Annotated in this window: 17 protein-coding genes and 1 tRNA gene; 5 read left to right on the top strand and 13 right to left on the bottom strand. The window is 47.7% G+C overall.

The genetic code is table 11. The features are described 5' to 3' along the window. Positions 1-24: 24 nt before the first annotated feature. Complete coding sequence (locus DES40_RS06285; protein ID WP_121099699.1) at positions 25-771, bottom strand: CpcT/CpeT family chromophore lyase; 747 nt, start codon at positions 769-771, stop codon at positions 25-27. A gap of 784 nt (positions 772-1,555) precedes the next feature. Between DES40_RS06285 and DES40_RS06280 the strand changes: the two genes are divergently transcribed. Next, a complete protein-coding gene (locus DES40_RS06280; protein WP_233345463.1) occupies positions 1,556-4,051 on the top strand; it encodes a TonB-dependent receptor domain-containing protein in 2,496 nt (831 codons plus the stop codon). A 108-nt stretch (positions 4,052-4,159) separates the two neighbouring features. On the opposite strand, the gene DES40_RS06275 is transcribed toward DES40_RS06280, so the two are convergent. Continuing rightward, positions 4,160-5,707, bottom strand: a complete 1,548-nt coding sequence (locus tag DES40_RS06275; protein WP_121099697.1) for a tryptophan halogenase family protein — start codon at positions 5,705-5,707, stop codon at positions 4,160-4,162. A 71-nt stretch (positions 5,708-5,778) separates the two neighbouring features. Between DES40_RS06275 and DES40_RS06270 the strand changes: the two genes are divergently transcribed. Continuing rightward, entirely contained in the window at positions 5,779-7,296 is a 1,518-nt protein-coding gene (locus DES40_RS06270; protein WP_121099696.1) for a tryptophan halogenase family protein, read from the top strand. Positions 7,297-7,332: 36 nt separating this feature from the next. Continuing rightward, a complete protein-coding gene (locus DES40_RS06265) occupies positions 7,333-8,349 on the top strand; it encodes a LacI family DNA-binding transcriptional regulator (RefSeq protein WP_233345461.1) in 1,017 nt (338 codons plus the stop codon). Positions 8,350-8,368: 19 nt separating this feature from the next. Here the strand turns inward: DES40_RS06265 and DES40_RS06260 are convergent, their stop codons facing one another. Together DES40_RS06260 and DES40_RS06255 are read right to left on the bottom strand one after the other, a co-directional pair. Further along, positions 8,369-9,436 carry a glycoside hydrolase family protein gene (locus tag DES40_RS06260; protein WP_147405867.1) on the bottom strand — a complete coding sequence of 356 codons (1,068 nt, stop codon included), beginning with the start codon at positions 9,434-9,436 and terminating at the stop codon, positions 8,369-8,371. 42 nt (positions 9,437-9,478) lie between these two features. Continuing rightward, the gene (locus DES40_RS06255; protein ID WP_121099692.1) at positions 9,479-10,735 is read right to left on the bottom strand and encodes an MFS transporter; all 1,257 of its coding nucleotides are present in this window, start codon (positions 10,733-10,735) and stop codon (positions 9,479-9,481) included. 126 nt (positions 10,736-10,861) lie between these two features. Between DES40_RS06255 and DES40_RS06250 the strand changes: the two genes are divergently transcribed. Beyond that, positions 10,862-11,788, top strand: coding sequence for an ROK family protein (locus DES40_RS06250; RefSeq protein ID WP_233345459.1), 927 nt, complete (start codon positions 10,862-10,864; stop codon positions 11,786-11,788). Between the two features lie 89 nt (positions 11,789-11,877). Here DES40_RS06250 and DES40_RS06245 read toward each other — a convergent pair whose 3' ends face one another. The 6 genes from DES40_RS06245 to DES40_RS06220 form a co-directional block, all read right to left on the bottom strand. Further along, a complete protein-coding gene (locus DES40_RS06245; RefSeq protein ID WP_121099690.1) occupies positions 11,878-12,192 on the bottom strand; it encodes a helix-turn-helix domain-containing transcriptional regulator in 315 nt (104 codons plus the stop codon). A 127-nt stretch (positions 12,193-12,319) separates the two neighbouring features. Continuing rightward, the gene (locus DES40_RS13355; protein WP_233345457.1) at positions 12,320-12,529 is read right to left on the bottom strand and encodes a type II toxin-antitoxin system RelE/ParE family toxin; all 210 of its coding nucleotides are present in this window, start codon (positions 12,527-12,529) and stop codon (positions 12,320-12,322) included. Then, positions 12,526-12,819, bottom strand: coding sequence for a site-specific integrase (locus tag DES40_RS06235; protein ID WP_170144907.1), 294 nt, complete (start codon positions 12,817-12,819; stop codon positions 12,526-12,528). Before DES40_RS06235 ends, DES40_RS13355 begins: the two co-directional genes overlap by 4 nt. 27 nt (positions 12,820-12,846) lie before the next feature. Further along, positions 12,847-13,470 (bottom strand): hypothetical protein, encoded by a 624-nt coding sequence (locus DES40_RS06230; RefSeq protein WP_121099686.1) that lies wholly within the window; start codon positions 13,468-13,470, stop codon positions 12,847-12,849. 6 nt (positions 13,471-13,476) lie between these two features. Continuing rightward, positions 13,477-13,692, bottom strand: a complete 216-nt coding sequence (locus tag DES40_RS06225; protein ID WP_147405866.1) for a DUF6538 domain-containing protein — start codon at positions 13,690-13,692, stop codon at positions 13,477-13,479. A 112-nt stretch (positions 13,693-13,804) separates the two neighbouring features. After that, positions 13,805-13,880: transfer RNA gene (locus DES40_RS06220), tRNA-Asn, on the bottom strand. A gap of 317 nt (positions 13,881-14,197) precedes the next feature. Between DES40_RS06220 and DES40_RS06215 the strand changes: the two genes are divergently transcribed. After that, complete coding sequence (locus DES40_RS06215) at positions 14,198-14,545, top strand: DUF962 domain-containing protein (RefSeq protein WP_121099682.1); 348 nt, start codon at positions 14,198-14,200, stop codon at positions 14,543-14,545. 66 nt (positions 14,546-14,611) lie between these two features. Here the strand turns inward: DES40_RS06215 and pyrC are convergent, their stop codons facing one another. From pyrC to ruvX, 3 genes are all read right to left on the bottom strand, one after another. Then, positions 14,612-15,877, bottom strand: a complete 1,266-nt coding sequence (gene pyrC, locus DES40_RS06210; protein WP_121099680.1) for a dihydroorotase — start codon at positions 15,875-15,877, stop codon at positions 14,612-14,614. Then, positions 15,874-16,872: an aspartate carbamoyltransferase catalytic subunit gene (locus DES40_RS06205; RefSeq protein ID WP_121099678.1), complete on the bottom strand. Its 999-nt coding sequence runs from the start codon at positions 16,870-16,872 to the stop codon at positions 15,874-15,876. Before DES40_RS06205 ends, pyrC begins: the two co-directional genes overlap by 4 nt. 103 nt (positions 16,873-16,975) lie before the next feature. Continuing rightward, positions 16,976-17,428 (bottom strand): Holliday junction resolvase RuvX, encoded by a 453-nt coding sequence (ruvX, locus tag DES40_RS06200; protein WP_121099676.1) that lies wholly within the window; start codon positions 17,426-17,428, stop codon positions 16,976-16,978. Positions 17,429-17,836: the final 408 nt, after the last annotated feature.

Below are 17,836 nucleotides of genomic sequence, written 5' to 3'. Positions count from 1 at the left end.
CTATTATTGTAAGACTGTCTGTCTTTAATCAGAGACTCTTATAAATTTGTCTGCCGTTTCATGACCTGGGTGCGGGATTTCTTCACCAGACATTTCAAAATTTCTGTCATGGCGCATTAGGCGGTTCGGTTCCAATACACCTAATCCTTCAACGGTAATATTTCTGTCCATATATGAGTTTGTCACACAGGCCCCTTGTTGGGTAGCGCCTTCAAATCTCTTACCCGTCCATTTCCAATATAGCCGACAACTTTCGCGCGCTCGGATGTCATCTTCTGTAATCATTTCGAGTGGCTTCAAACTTACAGCGAGGCTCTTTCGAAAAGCTTCATCTTTCAAAAATAATATTTCGTGTAAAATGAAATGGCTGTCTTCGCTTAGCATAAAGCGATGTAACGAGACGCGCTGCATATTACCCTCAAAGCCTCGTCCATCGTCATAATTCTCAATGGCCAATAACCGGCCTTGAATAGAGGGGGCCTGAATCGCGGTGTACTGCATCGCATAACGGTGACGGCGATCGCTTTCAGCAACGCCGCTATCGATTTCTGCTTGGACTTGGGCAATATTGTCCCAACGTCCTACGAGCCACGACGTAAATTTGATAAGGTCGTTTTCAGTTAATCTCTCGGATGGTGCCTCCGCTAATGTCTTAGGTCGTGTCTGTTGCGGTATCTGTGTGTCAGCGGAGCAACCCTGTAGCCAGATAGATGAGATAGAGAATAAAACGGCGACGGCTCGAAAGTAGGCTTGAGAGGTTATGTGGCTCATGATGATATTGAATTCCCTTACTTCGCTTCAGTGAGAGTTGTAAGCGGGCGAGGTCGGTTCAAGATTGTGAAATCTCAACCCCGCAAAACATGCAAATCCAAAAAATGTCGTTCAAACACTATGTTGTTCAAAGGCAGAGCCGTGAGGACGCAGCATTATTGGGAAAGTAAAGCCGCGCCGAAATGCAGGCGGGGTCGTTAATTCTAAGAAGGAAAAGTGAATGGCTCCGCAAGCAGGAGTCAATAGAAATCAGTAAACACAATTAAAACAGTATCTTAATTGCTTTTCATTTTACAAAAAGGGCACATGGAGAGGCGCCTAAAAGGGCACATGAAAGGGCACGACATGTTCTTTGCAAGTTTCGGGCTTAAAAATCGTCTGCAAATGACCACATGATTCGCCCATGAAAACTCCCTATCATTCTCAATCTTCAATCACCTTAAAGATAGAATGCTTGAAGCTACCGGGTGTGGATCGACCTCAAGCTGTCTGAATGGCTTTGTGACAGATAAAATACATCCTTATTCGTGCGGGATCATTTTTCTCAACATTACTCTATATATGACGGCGAATATTTTCGGCACTTATTATAGGTCTTACCACACATCGCACCCAAATGTGATATTTTTGCCACGACGCAAAATAATCATACAATCGTTTGTATTTATTGTTGCAATCGTTTGTAATATGAGTCATGTCAAGGTCGAAATTGTCTGTTGGTGAGTCTATTAACTACGCTTTCAGGCTAACAAAAAATAAAAACTGGCCATAAGGGGAGATATCGATGTTTATTCGTACCAGCCAAAAACTACTCGCAACTGCAGCAACTGCTGCGCTTCTTACGGCGCCTGCCTTCGCGCAAGACGCAAATAGTGATGAAGTGATTACAACCGGTGTGGTAAGCTCTAAGGGTAAGACTAAAATAGACACATCAATTTCAGTATCTTCGATCAATCTGGAAACAATTCAAGATTTGGCCCCAACAAATCTCGCTGAGATTTACCGTAACCTTCCGGGTATTCGCTCAGAATCATCGTCTGGTGGTGGTAACTCTAATGTGGCTGTTCGTGGTCTCCCTATCTCAACGGGTGGTGCGAAGTATTTATCGACGCAAGAGGACGGTCTCCCAGTTCTTTTGTTTGGCGATTCTAACTTCGCACCAGCTGATGGCTTTGTGAAAGCCGACTCTACATTGGCCCGTATCGAATCTGTTCGCGGTGGTACATCTTCTACGCTGACAACAAATGGCGTTGGCGGCATTATCAACATCATTGGCAAAACAGGCCAGCAAGAAGGCGGTAGCGCAGCTATCACTTATGGACTTGACCATGACGACATGCGTTTTGATGCTGAATATGGCGGAAGTCTGTCGGAAGACATGTATTTCCACATTGGCGGTCACTTCCAGCAGGGCGGTGATTATCGCGACTCTGGTTACGACCCAATTTCAGGCGGTCAAATCCGCGGTACACTGACAAAAGAGTTCGAGAACGGCTTCGTTCGCGTCACAGGTAAGTGGCTTGATAAGAAGGATGCGGCCTACTTCCCGCAATTGGTGTCTCGCACGGATGATGGTAGCGGTGTCGGCACTGTTGGCGAAAGCCTTGGCGGCTTCGAAGCTCAAAATCACAGCATCTATAGCAACCTCACACGTAATGGTATTTCTGTTGACGGTGCGGGCAATGCAATTCCATATGACTTAGCAGATGGCCTTGATCACAAAGTTAAAGCCATTGGCGCCGAAGTTGATTACGATCTCGGCAGCGGAATCAATTTCAATAACAAAATGCGATATCAGGATATCAAAGGCCGCTTCCTTGGCGGCTTTACGAATGGTGTGTCGGACGCAGGTGGTGCCAATTATCCAGCTGATAGGTCTGTTCATGTGCCTGGGACGGATGAACTAACATATTTCAATGGTCCGAATGCGGGACAAGTCGTCACGAATGCAAACCTCCCAAATGGTGTTGTTTCTAATGTGGCTGTTTTCGATGTTGAGCTTGATGACATGAGCAACTTCGCTAATGAGCTGAAGCTATCGAAAAGTTTTGATTTTGATGGCGGTTCGACGCTTGACGTGACACTCGGTCACTTCTTCATGAACCAGAACCTCAATCAAGATTGGCACTGGTCAGAGCTTCGCACCACGACTGAAAACGATGCGGCTCTTATTGCAACGCCGCAATCTATCAATGGCATTCACGGCGTAAACCAAGCCTTTGGCTGGGACGGTTCAAACCGCAATTACGACCTTGAAGGTCAAGTTAGCTCACCCTTTGCAGCTGCGTCTTGGACAAATGATGCCCTTACGCTTGATGCCAGTGTGCGTTTCGACAATATGACACAAACAGGTGTCCGTCTTGAAGCCGCCGGTGGTGACTTTGATGTCAATAATGACGGTGTCATTACAGGCTCAGAATCGAGCGTTTCCTTAAACACAGGGACGGTTGGCGCGCGCGCTGACTTGGAAGTTGATAATACAGCATGGTCCGTGGGCGCAAACTACCGCCTCTATGATGACTTCTCAGTATTTGGTCGTGCTTCCAGCGGTGCAAGCTTCAACTTCGACCGTGCGCTTGATTTTGGCGTTCGTAATCCGGATGGGTCTTTGAGATCCGGTGGTGAAGATGCTTATGTCGATGTTGCTGATCAGTATGAAGTTGGCTTTAAAATGCAAAACAGAGAAATTGCCGGTGGTGATTTGGATTTCTACGCAACAGCCTTCTTCACAAATACCGAAGAGTCTAACGTCGAAATTCTGTCTGGAACGCCAAACGGTCGTGTCCGTGAATATGATTCCAAAGGTGTTGAGCTTGAGGCGAACTATAATAATGGCGGCTTTGATCTCTTCGCTACAGCCACATTTACAGACGCTGAAATCACGCGCGCCGAAGATAACGGTGTTGCCAACACGGTTCTGGAAGGCAATACGCCGCAACGCCAAGCTGACATGATTTGGACCATATCACCCAGCTACACCTTTGACCGGTTCCGCGTTGGCGGCAGCTGGGTTGGAACGAGTGACAGCTTCTCATTGGATGACAATCTGCTCGTCCAAGACGGCTATTCAGTCTTGCATCTTTATGGTGCGGTGAATGTTACCGAGGCACTTGAGCTGTCGATTAACGCAAACAACGTCTTTGATGCTGTCGGGATTACAGAATCTGCCAATGATGGCCGTAATGGCTGGGATACGAATGGCGACGGGAATCTAGATACAACGATTGGCCGCTCTATTACCGGACGGACAATTTCAGGTCGCTTGCGGTACACATTCTAAATTGAAAGTCTCTGAAAGAGGCCTCTGTCTCTTTCAGTTTTTACGGTTACGTCTGTCACTGGACGTAGCTTCCCCTGACGAACTTTGCCCGCCTTTTGGCGGGCTTTTTTATTCTATATTTGATGGCGTGATGGCAGTGAAAATTTCGCTATTAGGTAGCGTATCTCTCAATACAAATTCTTTTAACCGCGCACGCCGAATGGCGAGCTGTTCCAGCAAATTTTTAGTTTGACCGGTTAATACGTTGGGCTCTTCATGCCCCCGCCAGCCCATCCCATAGAGTACAAACTGATAGTTCGTTGCTGAGAAGCACTGGATTGACCGTCCGAAATCATAGACGGACGGCACATCATTCTCCCAAGCCTTGAGATTAGCTTTCAGCGTTTCAGGCCATGTGTCGGGATTGGCATTATCGCGCCAAAACGGCGTATCGCGCCGTTCGCTAATGGCATAGTGAAGCTTTAGAAAATCTACGATATTCTCATAGTGATGGACCATCGCATCCGTATATTGCGCCTGCGGATTATGGCCTGACATGTAACGCGGCAGCATATCCGCCAAAGCCCAATTTGCCATTTCAGTTAGATAAATGCCCGTCGATTCGAGCGGCTCTAAAAACCCGCTTGCAAGACCAATAGCCACGCAATTACCGCGCCATTGATGCTGTTGATAGCCGATGCGCATATTGAGCGTACGCGTTTCAAGCGCGTCTTCGCTCTGCCCAATATAGCTTGCAAGTTCAGTTTTTGCTTGAGCGTCGCTAATGTATTTAGAACTATAGACATGGCCGATGCCACGGCGATTTTGCAGGACGATGTCCCAAATCCATCCCGCGCTTTGCGCTGTACAGGTCGTAAAACCGTTAATACTCGCTGTGCCTTTCGTCGGGAGCCGGGTTGTAACGGCTTTGTCGACAAAAAGGACATCCGTTTTATCGATAAAGGGGTTCTGCTTATCCGAGTTTATCAACCGCGCGGCAAAGCCCGTGCAGTCAATATAGAAGTCGGCTGTCAGCTTTGTGCCGTCATCTAGGGTTAAAGCGGATATAATTTCTGTGCTTGGATTATAGTCAACCTCAGCGACTTTCCCGATGATGTGCTTAACGCCTTGTGCGCGAAAGCGCTGTTTCAGGTATTCAGCAAATTTACCGGCATCCAAATGATAAGCGTATGAGAGTGCGCCGTCATAAGGTCTGTCTTTTAGATGTTTAGGCGCTCTTCCCATTTCCGCCATCTCAGACTGTACGGAAAATATGTCGGCGATATTGCCGCGCTTATCCTGAGGGAGTTTCGACCAAGCCCTGAGAGGATCAACGGCCCCAACTTTGAGCGGCGCGCCAAAAGGATGAAAATAAGACTCGCCCGAGTTTTCTTTCGGTGGCTGTCGCCAATTTACAAATTTGATCCCATGCTTGAATGTCGCGCCGCAGGATGTGAGAAAATCTATTTCTGAAATTCCGCAGGCTGCAAGTGTTTCTCTTAAAGAAGGAACCGTCGCTTCCCCTACGCCTACAGTCGGAATATCGGAGGCTTCAACAAGCGATATTTGAATGTCCCGGCCCGACGATAGGGGCAACTGTTGACTCAAAAACGCTGCGGAAAGCCATCCGGCTGTGCCGCCGCCTACTATAATAATTTTAAACGGCTTATCTGTCATATGGCTCTCTGAAATCGATTGTATTTTAGCCTATTTTCTTGGTAGTCTCAACGCCTAAGAGGTGGGACGAAATGGTAGTAAATGCGGATAATAAACAGGTAAAAACTATTGCCGTTGTTGGCGGCGGCAGTTCCGGCTGGATGACTGCCTGCCTATTAAATGCGCGCCTGAATGAAGACCCGAGGCGGCCCGTAACAATTACATTGATCGAAGCCCCTAATATTCCTGTTATAGGTGTTGGCGAAGCAACAGTCCCCAGCATACGCCGAACATTGAAAGCAATTGGCATCAGTGAAAAGGCATTTATGATCGGCGCGGACGCCACGTTTAAGTCGCTGATCAGATTTGAAGATTGGAATAAGGGAGAGCATTTTGATCATCCCTTTGACAGGCGGGAAAGGCCAAATTCGGATCCTGCCGTACTATCATGGCTTGCCAGAAATCAAATGGGTGGTGAGGGTTTTTCAAATCGATTCTCAGTTTTATCAAATACAAGCACGAAAGGCCTTGCGCCAAAAGCCCTGGGTTGGCCTGAATATCAATCGACTTTTCCCTATGCCTATCATTTGGACGCTGTGAAGTTGGGAAAGGTTCTTACGGAGTTTGGAACGGAAAATGGAATCGCGCATAAGCTTGCAAAAATTGTAAATGTCGAGATTTCTGAGGCGGGTGATATTGAAGCTTTGGTGAGTGAGGACGGCGCCTCATATAGAGCTGACCTCTATGTGGACTGCACAGGCTTCTCAGCCCATCTGGCTAAACATATCATGCCTGAGACCCAGGATTATTCTGAGCATTTATTGTGCGATCGTGCCGTGACTATGTCTGTTCCCTATGAGGTTCACCGGCCAGACCGTATATTACCCTATACTTCTGCGAAAGCGTTAGGGGCAGGCTGGCTTTGGGATATTAACTTACGGTCGCGCCGCAGTCTTGGTTACGTTCATTCAAGCGCGCACTTGTCCTCTGATGAGGCAGAAGCGGAACTGCGCGTAATCGAGGGTCGGCATGCTGACAATATTGAGGTCAAACATATTCGATTTAAGACCTATAAAAGAAACAAGTCTTGGCACCGCAACTGCCTAGCAATTGGATTGGCAGATGGTTTTGTTGAGCCATTGGAATCCACAGGGCTTTATATGATGCAGTTTGCAGCGCAAAGCGTGGCTGATATATTGCGGTTTAACCGCCATTTCGACGCGGCGACCACAAACCAATTTAATAAGTTGATGCAGACTTTATTTGATGAAATCTTGGGCTATGTCGCCTTACATTATTTGACCTCTAAAAGACGAGACACGCCTTTTTGGAAAGATGCGACCGCATCCCATCGCACGCCAGCTGCGCTTCAAAATTTACTGAAAGAGTGGAAAAAACGCCCGCCCCACGACGTGGACCTTTTGAGCAATCACCGCCTATTTTCATTGGAAAGTTACGAATATCTTCTTTTTGGTATGGGCTATATGAGTGAGGGACAGATAAATGCTGCGCCAGTCGTCTTTGACCAAACCGATATGTTGAATAAAGTTTACGCGAAGTTTCCTGAGCATGAAGATTGGTTATCCAGCACACTTGGTCATATCAAATAAAATTGCGTACCGGATAGGAATGGGTAAGAGTTAAATATGGCAAAAAAAGTAACAATGTCTGAACTCGCACGGCTTGCAAAAGTCGACATCTCTACAGTATCGCGTGCGCTCAATGATAGCCCCTTGGTGAAACCGCATACGAAAGAAGCCATCCTAAAAATTGCAGACGAGATTGGTTATACCGTTAACGTAGCGGCGCGGAATCTGCGCAAGCAATCTAGTGAAGCCATCGGTATTGTTATTCCTTTAGCACCAGGGTCTGAGCAGACGATTTCAGATCCGTTTTTTTTGGAAATGGTTGGCGCTGTGTCTCATGCAGCGTCCCAAAACGGATATGATCTCATTGTTTCTGTGCCACAAGACGAGATGAAAATTGCAGAGCGACGATTACTGGGATCAGGTCGTGCGGACGGATTGATCGTTATTGGTCAGGCCGGGCGAACAGAGCGCCTTAACGCTATGAGTGCGTCCAATAGTAATATCGTTGTTTGGGGCGGCGCCCATGGCGAACAGAACTATACGCTTGTCGGGAGTGATAATGTGAAGGGCGGTCAATTAGCGACCTCTCATCTCTTATCTCTGGGGCGTAAAAATATACTCTTCCTGGGTGATGTCTCACTGCCCGAAGTGGCTTTGCGCTATGAGGGTTATGTTAAAGCCCATAATGATGCAGGCATGGCCTATGATCCAGATTACATATTAAAGCTGAATTTCGGGGGCCAATCAGCTTTCAATAGCGTACTAAAATTCATTGATGAGGGCTTTGTATTCGATGCAATTTTTGCGGCCTCGGATGTCTTAGCGATGGCGGCTATTCACGCCTTACAGTCGCGAGGCAAATTAGTTCCCAAAGATGTTTCGATTGTCGGTTATGATAATATTGGTCAGGCACAACTTTCTACGCCTACACTCACAACCATTAACCAAAATATATCGCAAGGTGGTGCTATTATGGTCGACCTGCTTCTTGCTAAAATCGCAGGAAAACCAGCGATCTCTAGGTTTACAGATACAGAACTTATTGTGCGTAAATCCTGCGGCGGGGCGGCTTAAGGCTTGAATGAGTATGTAATTAAACCTTGAGGGTTTTTACAGGTGCAAATGTGAGCTCTAAAGAAGAGACGGCCTTTTCAGTGTAAGGCGCGATGATTTGGAATGAATTCTCTTTGACAGTCATATCGAGAAAACTTGCACCAAATAGGTTATCCATATTCTTCAAGACATTTGACCCAGCTTTATAAGGCTTCCATGGGCCCGATAAGCTTTCGCTTTTATAAAGGCGTAATTGTTTGAAGACCTCTTCATCCGCCTGCTTTTCATCCAGTCGACTACAAGCTGAGATCATCATGAAATAGGTGTTCGTCGCTAGGTTTTTGCAAATTTTTGGCACTTCAGCTTGCGTGTAATCACCGTCATCGGGCAGCGAAATTGGGGGAAAAAGGTCTAAGCGGACATCCTTACCATCGATAGTAATTTTACCCCACGCGACAGCAGGGCGGCGCGGGCCTAATTTGGCCGACCAAAAGGCATAAATGTCCCCGCTGTCTTCGCGGTAAAAATAAGGATCACGCCATGCGGATATTGGCCCATTTTCTTCGCCGTCGCCGTGTCCGATGTCCTCAGCGCTAGGGAGATAATAGCCCATCTGAAGAATGGCGTCCCTATCTCGAGCAGGATGGCTCGCCGCCTTATCGGCAAAGTATACGGGACCGTCAGGCGTGCCAATGGCAAAGTTAATTGATTGTACAAAAGGATGGTCAGGCGAGTCGTCAGAAATGCCCGTAAAGCCGAAGAGAACTTGGCCGCTCTCTATAGGCAAGACACCGCCGCTCCACACATTACCTGCGTCATTACCGTCAGCAATGTTTCCAGGTTTGAGGGCGACACCTTTATCTGTCCATGACGCGCCGCGGTCACTCGATTCAAAATGGCGGAAATGGAATTGATAAGCGTTACGCTGCGCAGGAGTAATGGGCGAGCCATCATGGTCACGGCGCGCCAGTGCTAAACAATAAAGAAAATCTTTCCCATCCATATGCATGATCCAGCTGTCCCATAGGTGTAAGTCAGGATGTTGTATCGGCCCAGAGAATGTCCGCGGGTAGGGTGCAGGAAAAGGGGGTGTTTTACGAAGTGTCACAAGGTGTCTCTTGTTCTTATATATTTACGGAAAAGCCAAATATCACTGATTATATTCAGTGATATTGGCTTGTTTGAGTGCTGAAGCTGCTGGGTCTTTGATGAAATTGTAAATCATCCCGACAAATAATAACCCTGCGAGGATTGTGGCGAGTATGAAACCGTAACGCATATCGCCGCCAAAGCTATCAGCAACGAATCCCATTAGCGGCGCAATAGCAGCGGCAGAAACGGCGGTGAAAAATAATATTAGACCCGCAACCGCGCCATGTTTCGTTTTTGGAAAGCAGCTAATGCCCTTAGAGTTAAGTGTCGGGTACATCATTGACATGAAGAGGCCTGATAATGGCATCAAGAATGCGGCAACAGTTTGCCCAAAGAAAGCGCTCGCGGCAAAACATACGAATATGACTCCAGAGAATATCATCATGACAGTTGTCCATTTGATATGTTTAAGAATCCATATCCCGAGGAAACGGCCAAGCGCGCGGAATACAAAGAAGACCATGACGGCATAAGTTGCCATCCATGTGGCTATTTGAGTGCCGGTATAACCTTCAAGATATGAGGGTAACCAAACAAAAATGGAGACTTCGGCAGCAACGTAAAGTGCAATCGCCATTGAGAAACCCATAGCATATTTATTGCTCATAAGGGCAAAGGACTTCCATAAGTTTACGGGCTCATCTGTTGATTTTTTAGTTTGAGGATAACTCGTAAACGCGGCCCAAATAATCATGACAAGACAGAGAGCTGCGGCAAATAGATAGAGATATGTCCATGAAATTCCTCGGGCATGCAGAGAAATGACCAGCAGAGGGCCGACTATGGCGCCAATACCGAAAAAGCCCTCAAGGGCATTCATAGTGCGCGTATGCTCTTCTGTTGACGTCGTTATGTCGCTGATGAGGGCCAATGCGGCTGTTTTAAAAATACCGATCGCAAGACCACTCACAAAGAGAAGGCTGAAATAAAGTTGAAAACTTGTCCCCATGAAAAATGACGCGCTCGCGAGACCGTAGAGCCCAAGACCGGCAATGATTGTTTTTTTGCGCCCAAACTTATCGGCAAAATATCCGAATAATATTCCAGACAGGGCAATCGCTGTCATCGTTGCCCAATGGAACGCGCTGGCTTGTGTGTTGGAGAGGTTCATATCGCCCTTAGCGATTTTAATGATTTCACCTACTGCATCGGTTGTCATCGCAAACATGAAGAACATGGTATAAGTTAATGCCGTCACCGCGAAATAACTGGGTGCAGGTGTCACCGTCTCTGAATTTGGCTTTAGAATTAACATTTATTTTCCCCTTTTTTTTGACTCATAACCATAAATACAATCGATTGCAATTTATTTTATTTTCGCGCATATATCGCCAGATAATAGAATGAATTAGGTTTGAACTGGTCCTCGAAAGGTAATTTTATGACTATGAACGACGGTTTAGAAACTGCGCCTATTTTTGCAGCGATTGATGCTGGCGGAACAACATTTAAATGCGCCCTGATCCAGATGGGAAATGAGAAAAATCACCGTGAAGTCTTAGCCGGCGTGCGTATTCCTACGACCAGCCCAAATGAGACCCTATCCAGATGCGTAGCTTTCTTTCAAGAGCAGGCCGTTAAAGGCATTCAGGCCCGCGCTATGGGTATCGCATCCTTCGGACCCATAGATGTCGATATTCAATCCCCAAATTACGGTATGATACTGGAAGGACCAAAATTGGGCTGGTCCGCGACAAATCTGAAAACCTATTTCGAAGCGGCGCTATCAGTGCCGGTCTCTATCGATACGGACGTAAACGGGGCGCTTCTCGCTGAAATGGAATGGGGGGCTGCCAAAGGAGCGAAATCGGCGGCCTATATCACGATTGGCACAGGGATCGGTGCCGGGCTTTTTGCTAATGGATATCTGATTGGAAAACCCTCACATCCGGAATTTGGTCATATACGCCTCAAGCGTCACGATGCTGACATGGATTTTAAAGGCGTTTGCTCAATTCACGGCGATTGCCTTGAGGGTCTGGCATCGGCAACAGCCTTAACCCGAAGATACGGCGACCCCAAATCTCTTTCACCTGCGCATATAGGCTGGGACATAGAAGCCTTTTATCTCGCTCAAGCGTGCAATATTCTTTCACTTACGCTCCGCCCTAATAAAATTATTCTTGGCGGGGGCCTCATGCTCGCCCCGCATTTACTTGACAAAGTCAGAGAGCAATATGCCAATTTAATAAATAATTATCTCGGACAATCAGAAGCGGCAATCAATAGCCTCATTGCCTCCCCCGCTTTGGGAGATGACGCGGGTCTGTTTGGTGGGGTCGTTCTAGCACAACAGCTAGATATCTAATGATTGTCATCTGTCAGCTTACCAACAGCAGAACGATAAAACGTAATGTGCTTGGCTTGCGAATAGCATCAAGTGTCAATCAATAACGCTTAGGCCGTTCTAATTTGTAAATGCAACCCTTCTTCACGCTGTAAGAGGCTGATGATAGCAAAGAGGTTCTTAGCCGTTGGATTACCCGAAGGACTGACCATCCGCATGAGGCTTTTTGGCGATTTCTCTGTGAGTTCTGCCAAGCCCTCAAAGCCAATCGTGGCATTCACATAATCGCGCAGGAGCGACTTACCCGTGTCGATGTCGCCGGACAACATGCTCTCAATGCTCTCAGTGAGGAGGCCATAGCGAAATTCAGAATCGCGCGCGGCGCGATTTTGAATACGGTCTTTAAAACTTTTTGTTAGGGCCATCGCTCTACTTTCTGTCTTTGCGCTTACACGCTTTATAGTCTTTCCATGCGGTTTTGGCCGCGTCGATGTCTTTGCTCTGGCGGCGTTTCGTCCCGCCGCCAAGCAGGATGACCAGTTTTGTGCCACCCTAGGCCAAATAGATCCGAATGCCCGGACCCCAATGGATACGACATTCTGAAATGCCGTCGCCCAGGTTTTTGAGCTGGGACGTGTTACCCGTCTCAATGCGCGCCAGATAGGTTGTGACTTTCAGGGCCGCCTGACTATCCAGTTTGTCGAACCAGGCTCCAAAGGGGCTTTGACCCTGCGCATCAAGATATTCTTCAACCTCAATCATATGGTAACATATGTGTTACTTGTTCTTTTGTCAAAATATCTCGGAAATCCGTGCGGATGTAACTTCATTGCCGCAAGGGAAATTCCTACCAACGGAATATCACGGTCAGAAGCGTCCGCTTTGATCTCGCGGCTATCCGCTTCCCGAATTGCCAAATAGGGCACATCCGCATCAAGACGAATATTCTCAGGACGTAAGTTACAAAGCTCACTTGGACGAGCACCCGTTTCAATCAGTGTGTAAAGAATGTGGCGTGCTTCTTCGTTCACACTATCAAACAGGCCGGGCACTAGAAATTTGTCTTTTATCCAATCTGTCTAAAATGGCGGTCGTTTCTTTTTTGTAGAGCGGTCTTCCTTGAACGAAATACGGCGGAATGGGTTGGAGCGGTCTTCTTCTCCTTTATAAGAAAAGTACTCGCGGTAGAGAGAACGCATATTCCCGATATGACGGTTTGCAGTATAGGGTGTGGGACGATCCCCATTGTCATCGCCTGATTTTATCCTGTCAGCCCACCAGTTGCGATATTGAAGGGCGTGACGACGTTCAATTTTACCAATCTTCAAATCACAGATGGCTTGCACAAAATAGTTGATAGACGTGCGTTTGGCTTTCTCCCAGGAACTGCGCTGAGCGGGGGATTTTTTACGTTGAGCATCAAACGCGATTTCTGCAACATAAAGCTCGAAAACCTCGGTCAGTGTGATTGAGCCTGCGCTTGGACGCTCAACGCCACCCAAGAGAGCAGCCGTTTCAGAGACAGGGGGTTCTGTCCCCAACTCATAATTTTCAGCCAGCTTCTCAGTGCGCGCTAAGAATTCTTCAAGAGCTTGCTCATCGCGGAGCTGTGAGATTGGCTTGTAGTCAAACCCGTAGGCCAAAGCTCTGGATGAAGCAGCTTTGTAAAGATGCTGCTGAACGGCCCGAGTTGCATCTGTCACGCCGCCTTAAGATTCGGCCTCTAAAGTCAGGGCTTGCCAGTAATTATCATCAGCTATGACGAGGGCATCACGCTTAGCACGGGCTAATTCGAGTGAACGCGTATTGAGCGCGACTCGCACACGAGGGCGCGGTTCGACATGTCTGAACTTCTGCGGCACATTGCGCTTATAATTCCAATATTCCCCTCGCATGTAGAGGTACTTGTTGACAGCACGAGTCATGCCGAAAACTTAAAAAGGGCACATGAACGCGATAAGGGAGTATTGATGAGCCAATTCATCCTTAATTTATAAGGAAAAACAGGCATTTAGTCAATTTCAGAATAGGAAAGGATGGCTCCGCAAGCAGGACTCGAACCTGCGACAAGCTGATTAACAGTCAGCTGCTCTACCAACTGAGCTATTGCGGAACATCATTCTTGGTAGGCGCGCTCAATAACGGGAAAGAACCGTTTCGACAAGCCCGATTTTCACTATTTTCAAACAAATTTCATATTAGTTGTTTGAGAGGTTTTAAAAGGCGTAAATATTCCCAATACGCAAAAAAAAAGGAGCGCGAGGGCTCCTGAAGGTATTAGGTGAAAATTGGGGTGTCTCTGTTGGAGACATCGCTCTTATTAACGAACGAGGTAAAGATAACCTTAATTTTTCTTCAAAATTTTAAATTTGATTCATGAAACTGTTCAAGCTGTTAAGATTGTTCTATGATAGGGGCGGGAGAACAGAGATGAAGACTATAAAAACATATTCAGAGTTTTGGCCGTATTATTTGCGTGAACATGCCAAACCCGCGACGCGGGGATGGCATTATTTTGGCACGGCCATGGGGCTGGCTATATTGATTTACGCGTTTCTTTCACAAAATTGGTGGTTGATTCCCCTTATGTTTGTCTCAGGCTATTTCTTTGCTTGGATGAGCCATGGCTTGATTGAAAAAAATAAGCCGGCCACATTTACCTATCCTGTCTGGTCCTTCATTAGTGATTTTAAGATGTTATTCGTGTTTCTGACGGGGCAAATGGGCAAAGAGCTTGAAAAGGCCGGCATTGACAAAGATGGCGCGATACGAGCGTAATCAGGCCTAAATCCTTGTCGTAACACGTCAATTTTTGCTTAAATCTCACTAAAACCTTATAGGGGCTCAGAGGGAAAAGACCTCTTTACCTTTGTAGAATGTCTTAACAGCGCGGCCCGTTAAGCGGCGACCGTCAAAGGGCGTGTTCTTTGATCGGCTGCGAAGTTTGTCACTCTCACAAATCCAAGGCTTATGCGGGTCTATGAGAGCAAGATTAGCTGGCGCGCCGATGGCAAGGCGTCCGCAATCAAGCCCCAGTAAATCCGCAGGGTTACATGTCACCGTGGACAAGAAGGCCATAAGGTCCAAATGCCCATCAGCGACTTGGGTTAATCCCGCAGAGAGTAAAATCTCAAGCCCCACAGCGCCGCTGGCCGCTTCGGCATAGGGTAATCGCTTCTCACCCGCAGGGCGCGGATCATGATCGGAAACGACAACATCAATCGCCCCTTCATTAATGCCATTAAGCAGGGCCATTCGGTCGCTTTCTTCACGTAGCGGCGGAGAGAGTTTGGCGAAACTGCGGTAATCCCCGATATCAAGTTCATTCAAACAGAGATGATTGACGGAAACGGAACAATAAACATCAAGGTCACGTGACTTTGCGCGAATGATAGACTCTAAGGCGGCTTTGGATGATATTAAATCAATCAAGATTGAACCGCCCGTAAGTTCAGCCAAGGCGATATCACGCTCTGCCATAATCCGTTCTGATATGGCGGGGGAGGCGGTGAGGCCTAATCGCGATGAGAAATTACTCTCATGAGCGACTGTGTCCGCGCTTAAGCTGGGTTCAACGGCTCGGTTGGCAATTAAGGCATTAAAATTTGCCGCATAAGACATGAGGCGGCGCATAATTTGTGCATCACCAATAGGCTCTGACCCATTTGAGAAAAGCACAGCCCCCGCTTCGCGCATTAATCCGATTTCGGTCAGGCTCACGCCGTCCAGACCTTTCGTCAAAGCGCCCGAGATATAGACATCAAAGGGTAAATCTTCACCCTTGCGTATAAGATAATCGACCAGAGAGACGTTATCGATAACGGGGTCTGTTTGCGGCGTCAGAACCACAGATGTTACGCCGCCGGCTATGGCGGCTTGCGCCGCCGTAGCGAGGGTTTCTCTGTTTTCACGGCCCGGTTCGCCTGTGCGCACACGCATGTCAATAAGGCCCGGGCAGAGGATCAAACCACCTGCATCAATAATATCACCGCGTGGAATAATATCCCCGATTTCGATGATTTTCCCATCTTCACAAACAATACCGCCTTCTTCATCACGGCCAGAAGCGGGATCTATCAGACGGGCATTCACGATTGAGAGCAAGCTCATGAGGCTGCTCCTGTGTTATTATGACTGTCTTGCGCTTCGGCCAGAGCGTGAAGAATACCCATGCGCATGGCAACACCCGTCTCCACTTGGTTCGAAATTAAACTGACTTCGGGGTCGTCTGCGATAGACGCCGCAATTTCGACGCCTCTATTCATCGGGCCGGGATGCATCACAAGGGCGCCCGGCTTGGCAAAATTAAGCTTGGTTCGGTCAAGGCCGTAATAATGAAAATATTCGCGTTTAGAGGGGACAAAGGCCCCATTCATACGTTCAGTTTGCAAGCGTAACATCATGACAACATCACAGCCCTTTAATCCGGCTTCCATATCATGAAAGACCTCTGCGCCCCATCTATCGGCATCCATAGGCACAAGGGTCGGCGGCCCGATAAGGCGGACATCTACACCCAGCATGTTAAACAAGGCGACATCTGAACGCGCCACGCGGGAGTGCATAATATCTCCACAAATGGCGATGCGAAGGCCGTCTAGCCCTTCGGGAAAGGCTTGTCGCAGGGTGAGGGCGTCGAGCAAGGCTTGTGTGGGATGGGCGTGCATGCCGTCACCGGCGTTAATGACCGAACAGCCGACTTTTTGTGCTAAGAGTGACGGCGCACCAGATGAGCCATGTCGCACGACTAAAAGGTCAGGGTTCATAGCATTCAATGTGACCGCCGTATCCAACAGCGTCTCGCCTTTTTTCACGGATGAGGTGGCAACATTCATAGAAATTACATCTGCGCCAAGGCGTTTCCCCGCCAACTCAAAACTTTTCTCGGTTCGGGTCGAGTTTTCAAAGAATAAATTAATAAGGGTCTTGCCCGATAGGACAGATCTGTCAGGGGATTTTTGAACGTCAAGGTCGAGGTAATGCTCGCCAAGTTGTAATAGGTTTTCAATATCAACGCGGTGAAAGTCTGAAACAGAAAGACAATGCCGTTTGGTAAACGGATATTCGCGAGTCGCATTCTCTAAAATAGACGGTTCAGAATTCAAGACGAGATGACCTTCTTACGATTTTCGCGGTGATAGGGCGGGGCGGTTTCAGAGTCAAAGTTTTCCTTATGGTTTTCTCAACTGGGTTTCTCTTGTAGATGACTTAAGTGCGAAGCCTGTCCAGAACCCCTTGCAAAATATAAGCCGCCGCCATTTTATCAACATTCTTGGCGCGTTTGGCGCGTGACATATCATCAGACAGCATGGTGCGCGTCACAGCCATTGTCGAGAGCCTTTCATCCCACAGGAAAATAGGAATATCTTCGATACGGGTGAGATTGGTACAGAAATCTCTGACGGATTGCGTGCGGGGCCCGTGGCTGCCATCCATATTTATGGGCAAGCCCACGACAAGCGCTGTGGCCTCGTTTTCCTGAAAGGTTTTCAAAAGGCTTTGTGCATCAGGCGTAAATTTCTTGCGGTGTATCGTGTGCAATGGCGAAGCGATAAGGCGCGTACGGTCGCTTATGGCGAGGCCAAGCGTCTTTGTACCCGGGTCAAGCCCAAGCAAAGCGCCGCTGGTTTCGCGCAGATCGTCTAAGGTGATGTATGCCATGTGGCGCTCTTAGCTTTGACGCCATAGCGGCGCAAGCGGCATTCGCGTTGCAAGGTATTTGTTTATTTTAAGGGCTCATGTCTCTGCTCAATTATCGCCTAATTATATGTCTGTTTTGGATGAAAGTGGGCGTCCGTGTGGTCATTGGGTTACGGGCTGGGGAACCCTGGCTAGCGAAATTTATTTTTGTAACCTTTCGGCCACACGGTGACATGTTTCATCCAGATTACTGATGGCCAAAAGACCCCTCATTACAAGGCGTTGATAGCACGCATCAGGCCGCCTCATAACTTTGGGCGCGTTACAACCCAAAGCGTTCAACGACGCATGTCATCTTTATGCCAATCCAACGTACGATCAGGCCCGCCATAAAGAACAAATCTAATTTACCCTCGCTTTGAAGAGCGG

It is taken from the genome of Litorimonas taeanensis, assembly GCF_003634015.1.
Lineage (GTDB): Bacteria > Pseudomonadota > Alphaproteobacteria > Caulobacterales > Maricaulaceae > Litorimonas > Litorimonas taeanensis.
This window is presented reverse-complemented; position numbering and strand designations above follow the sequence as displayed.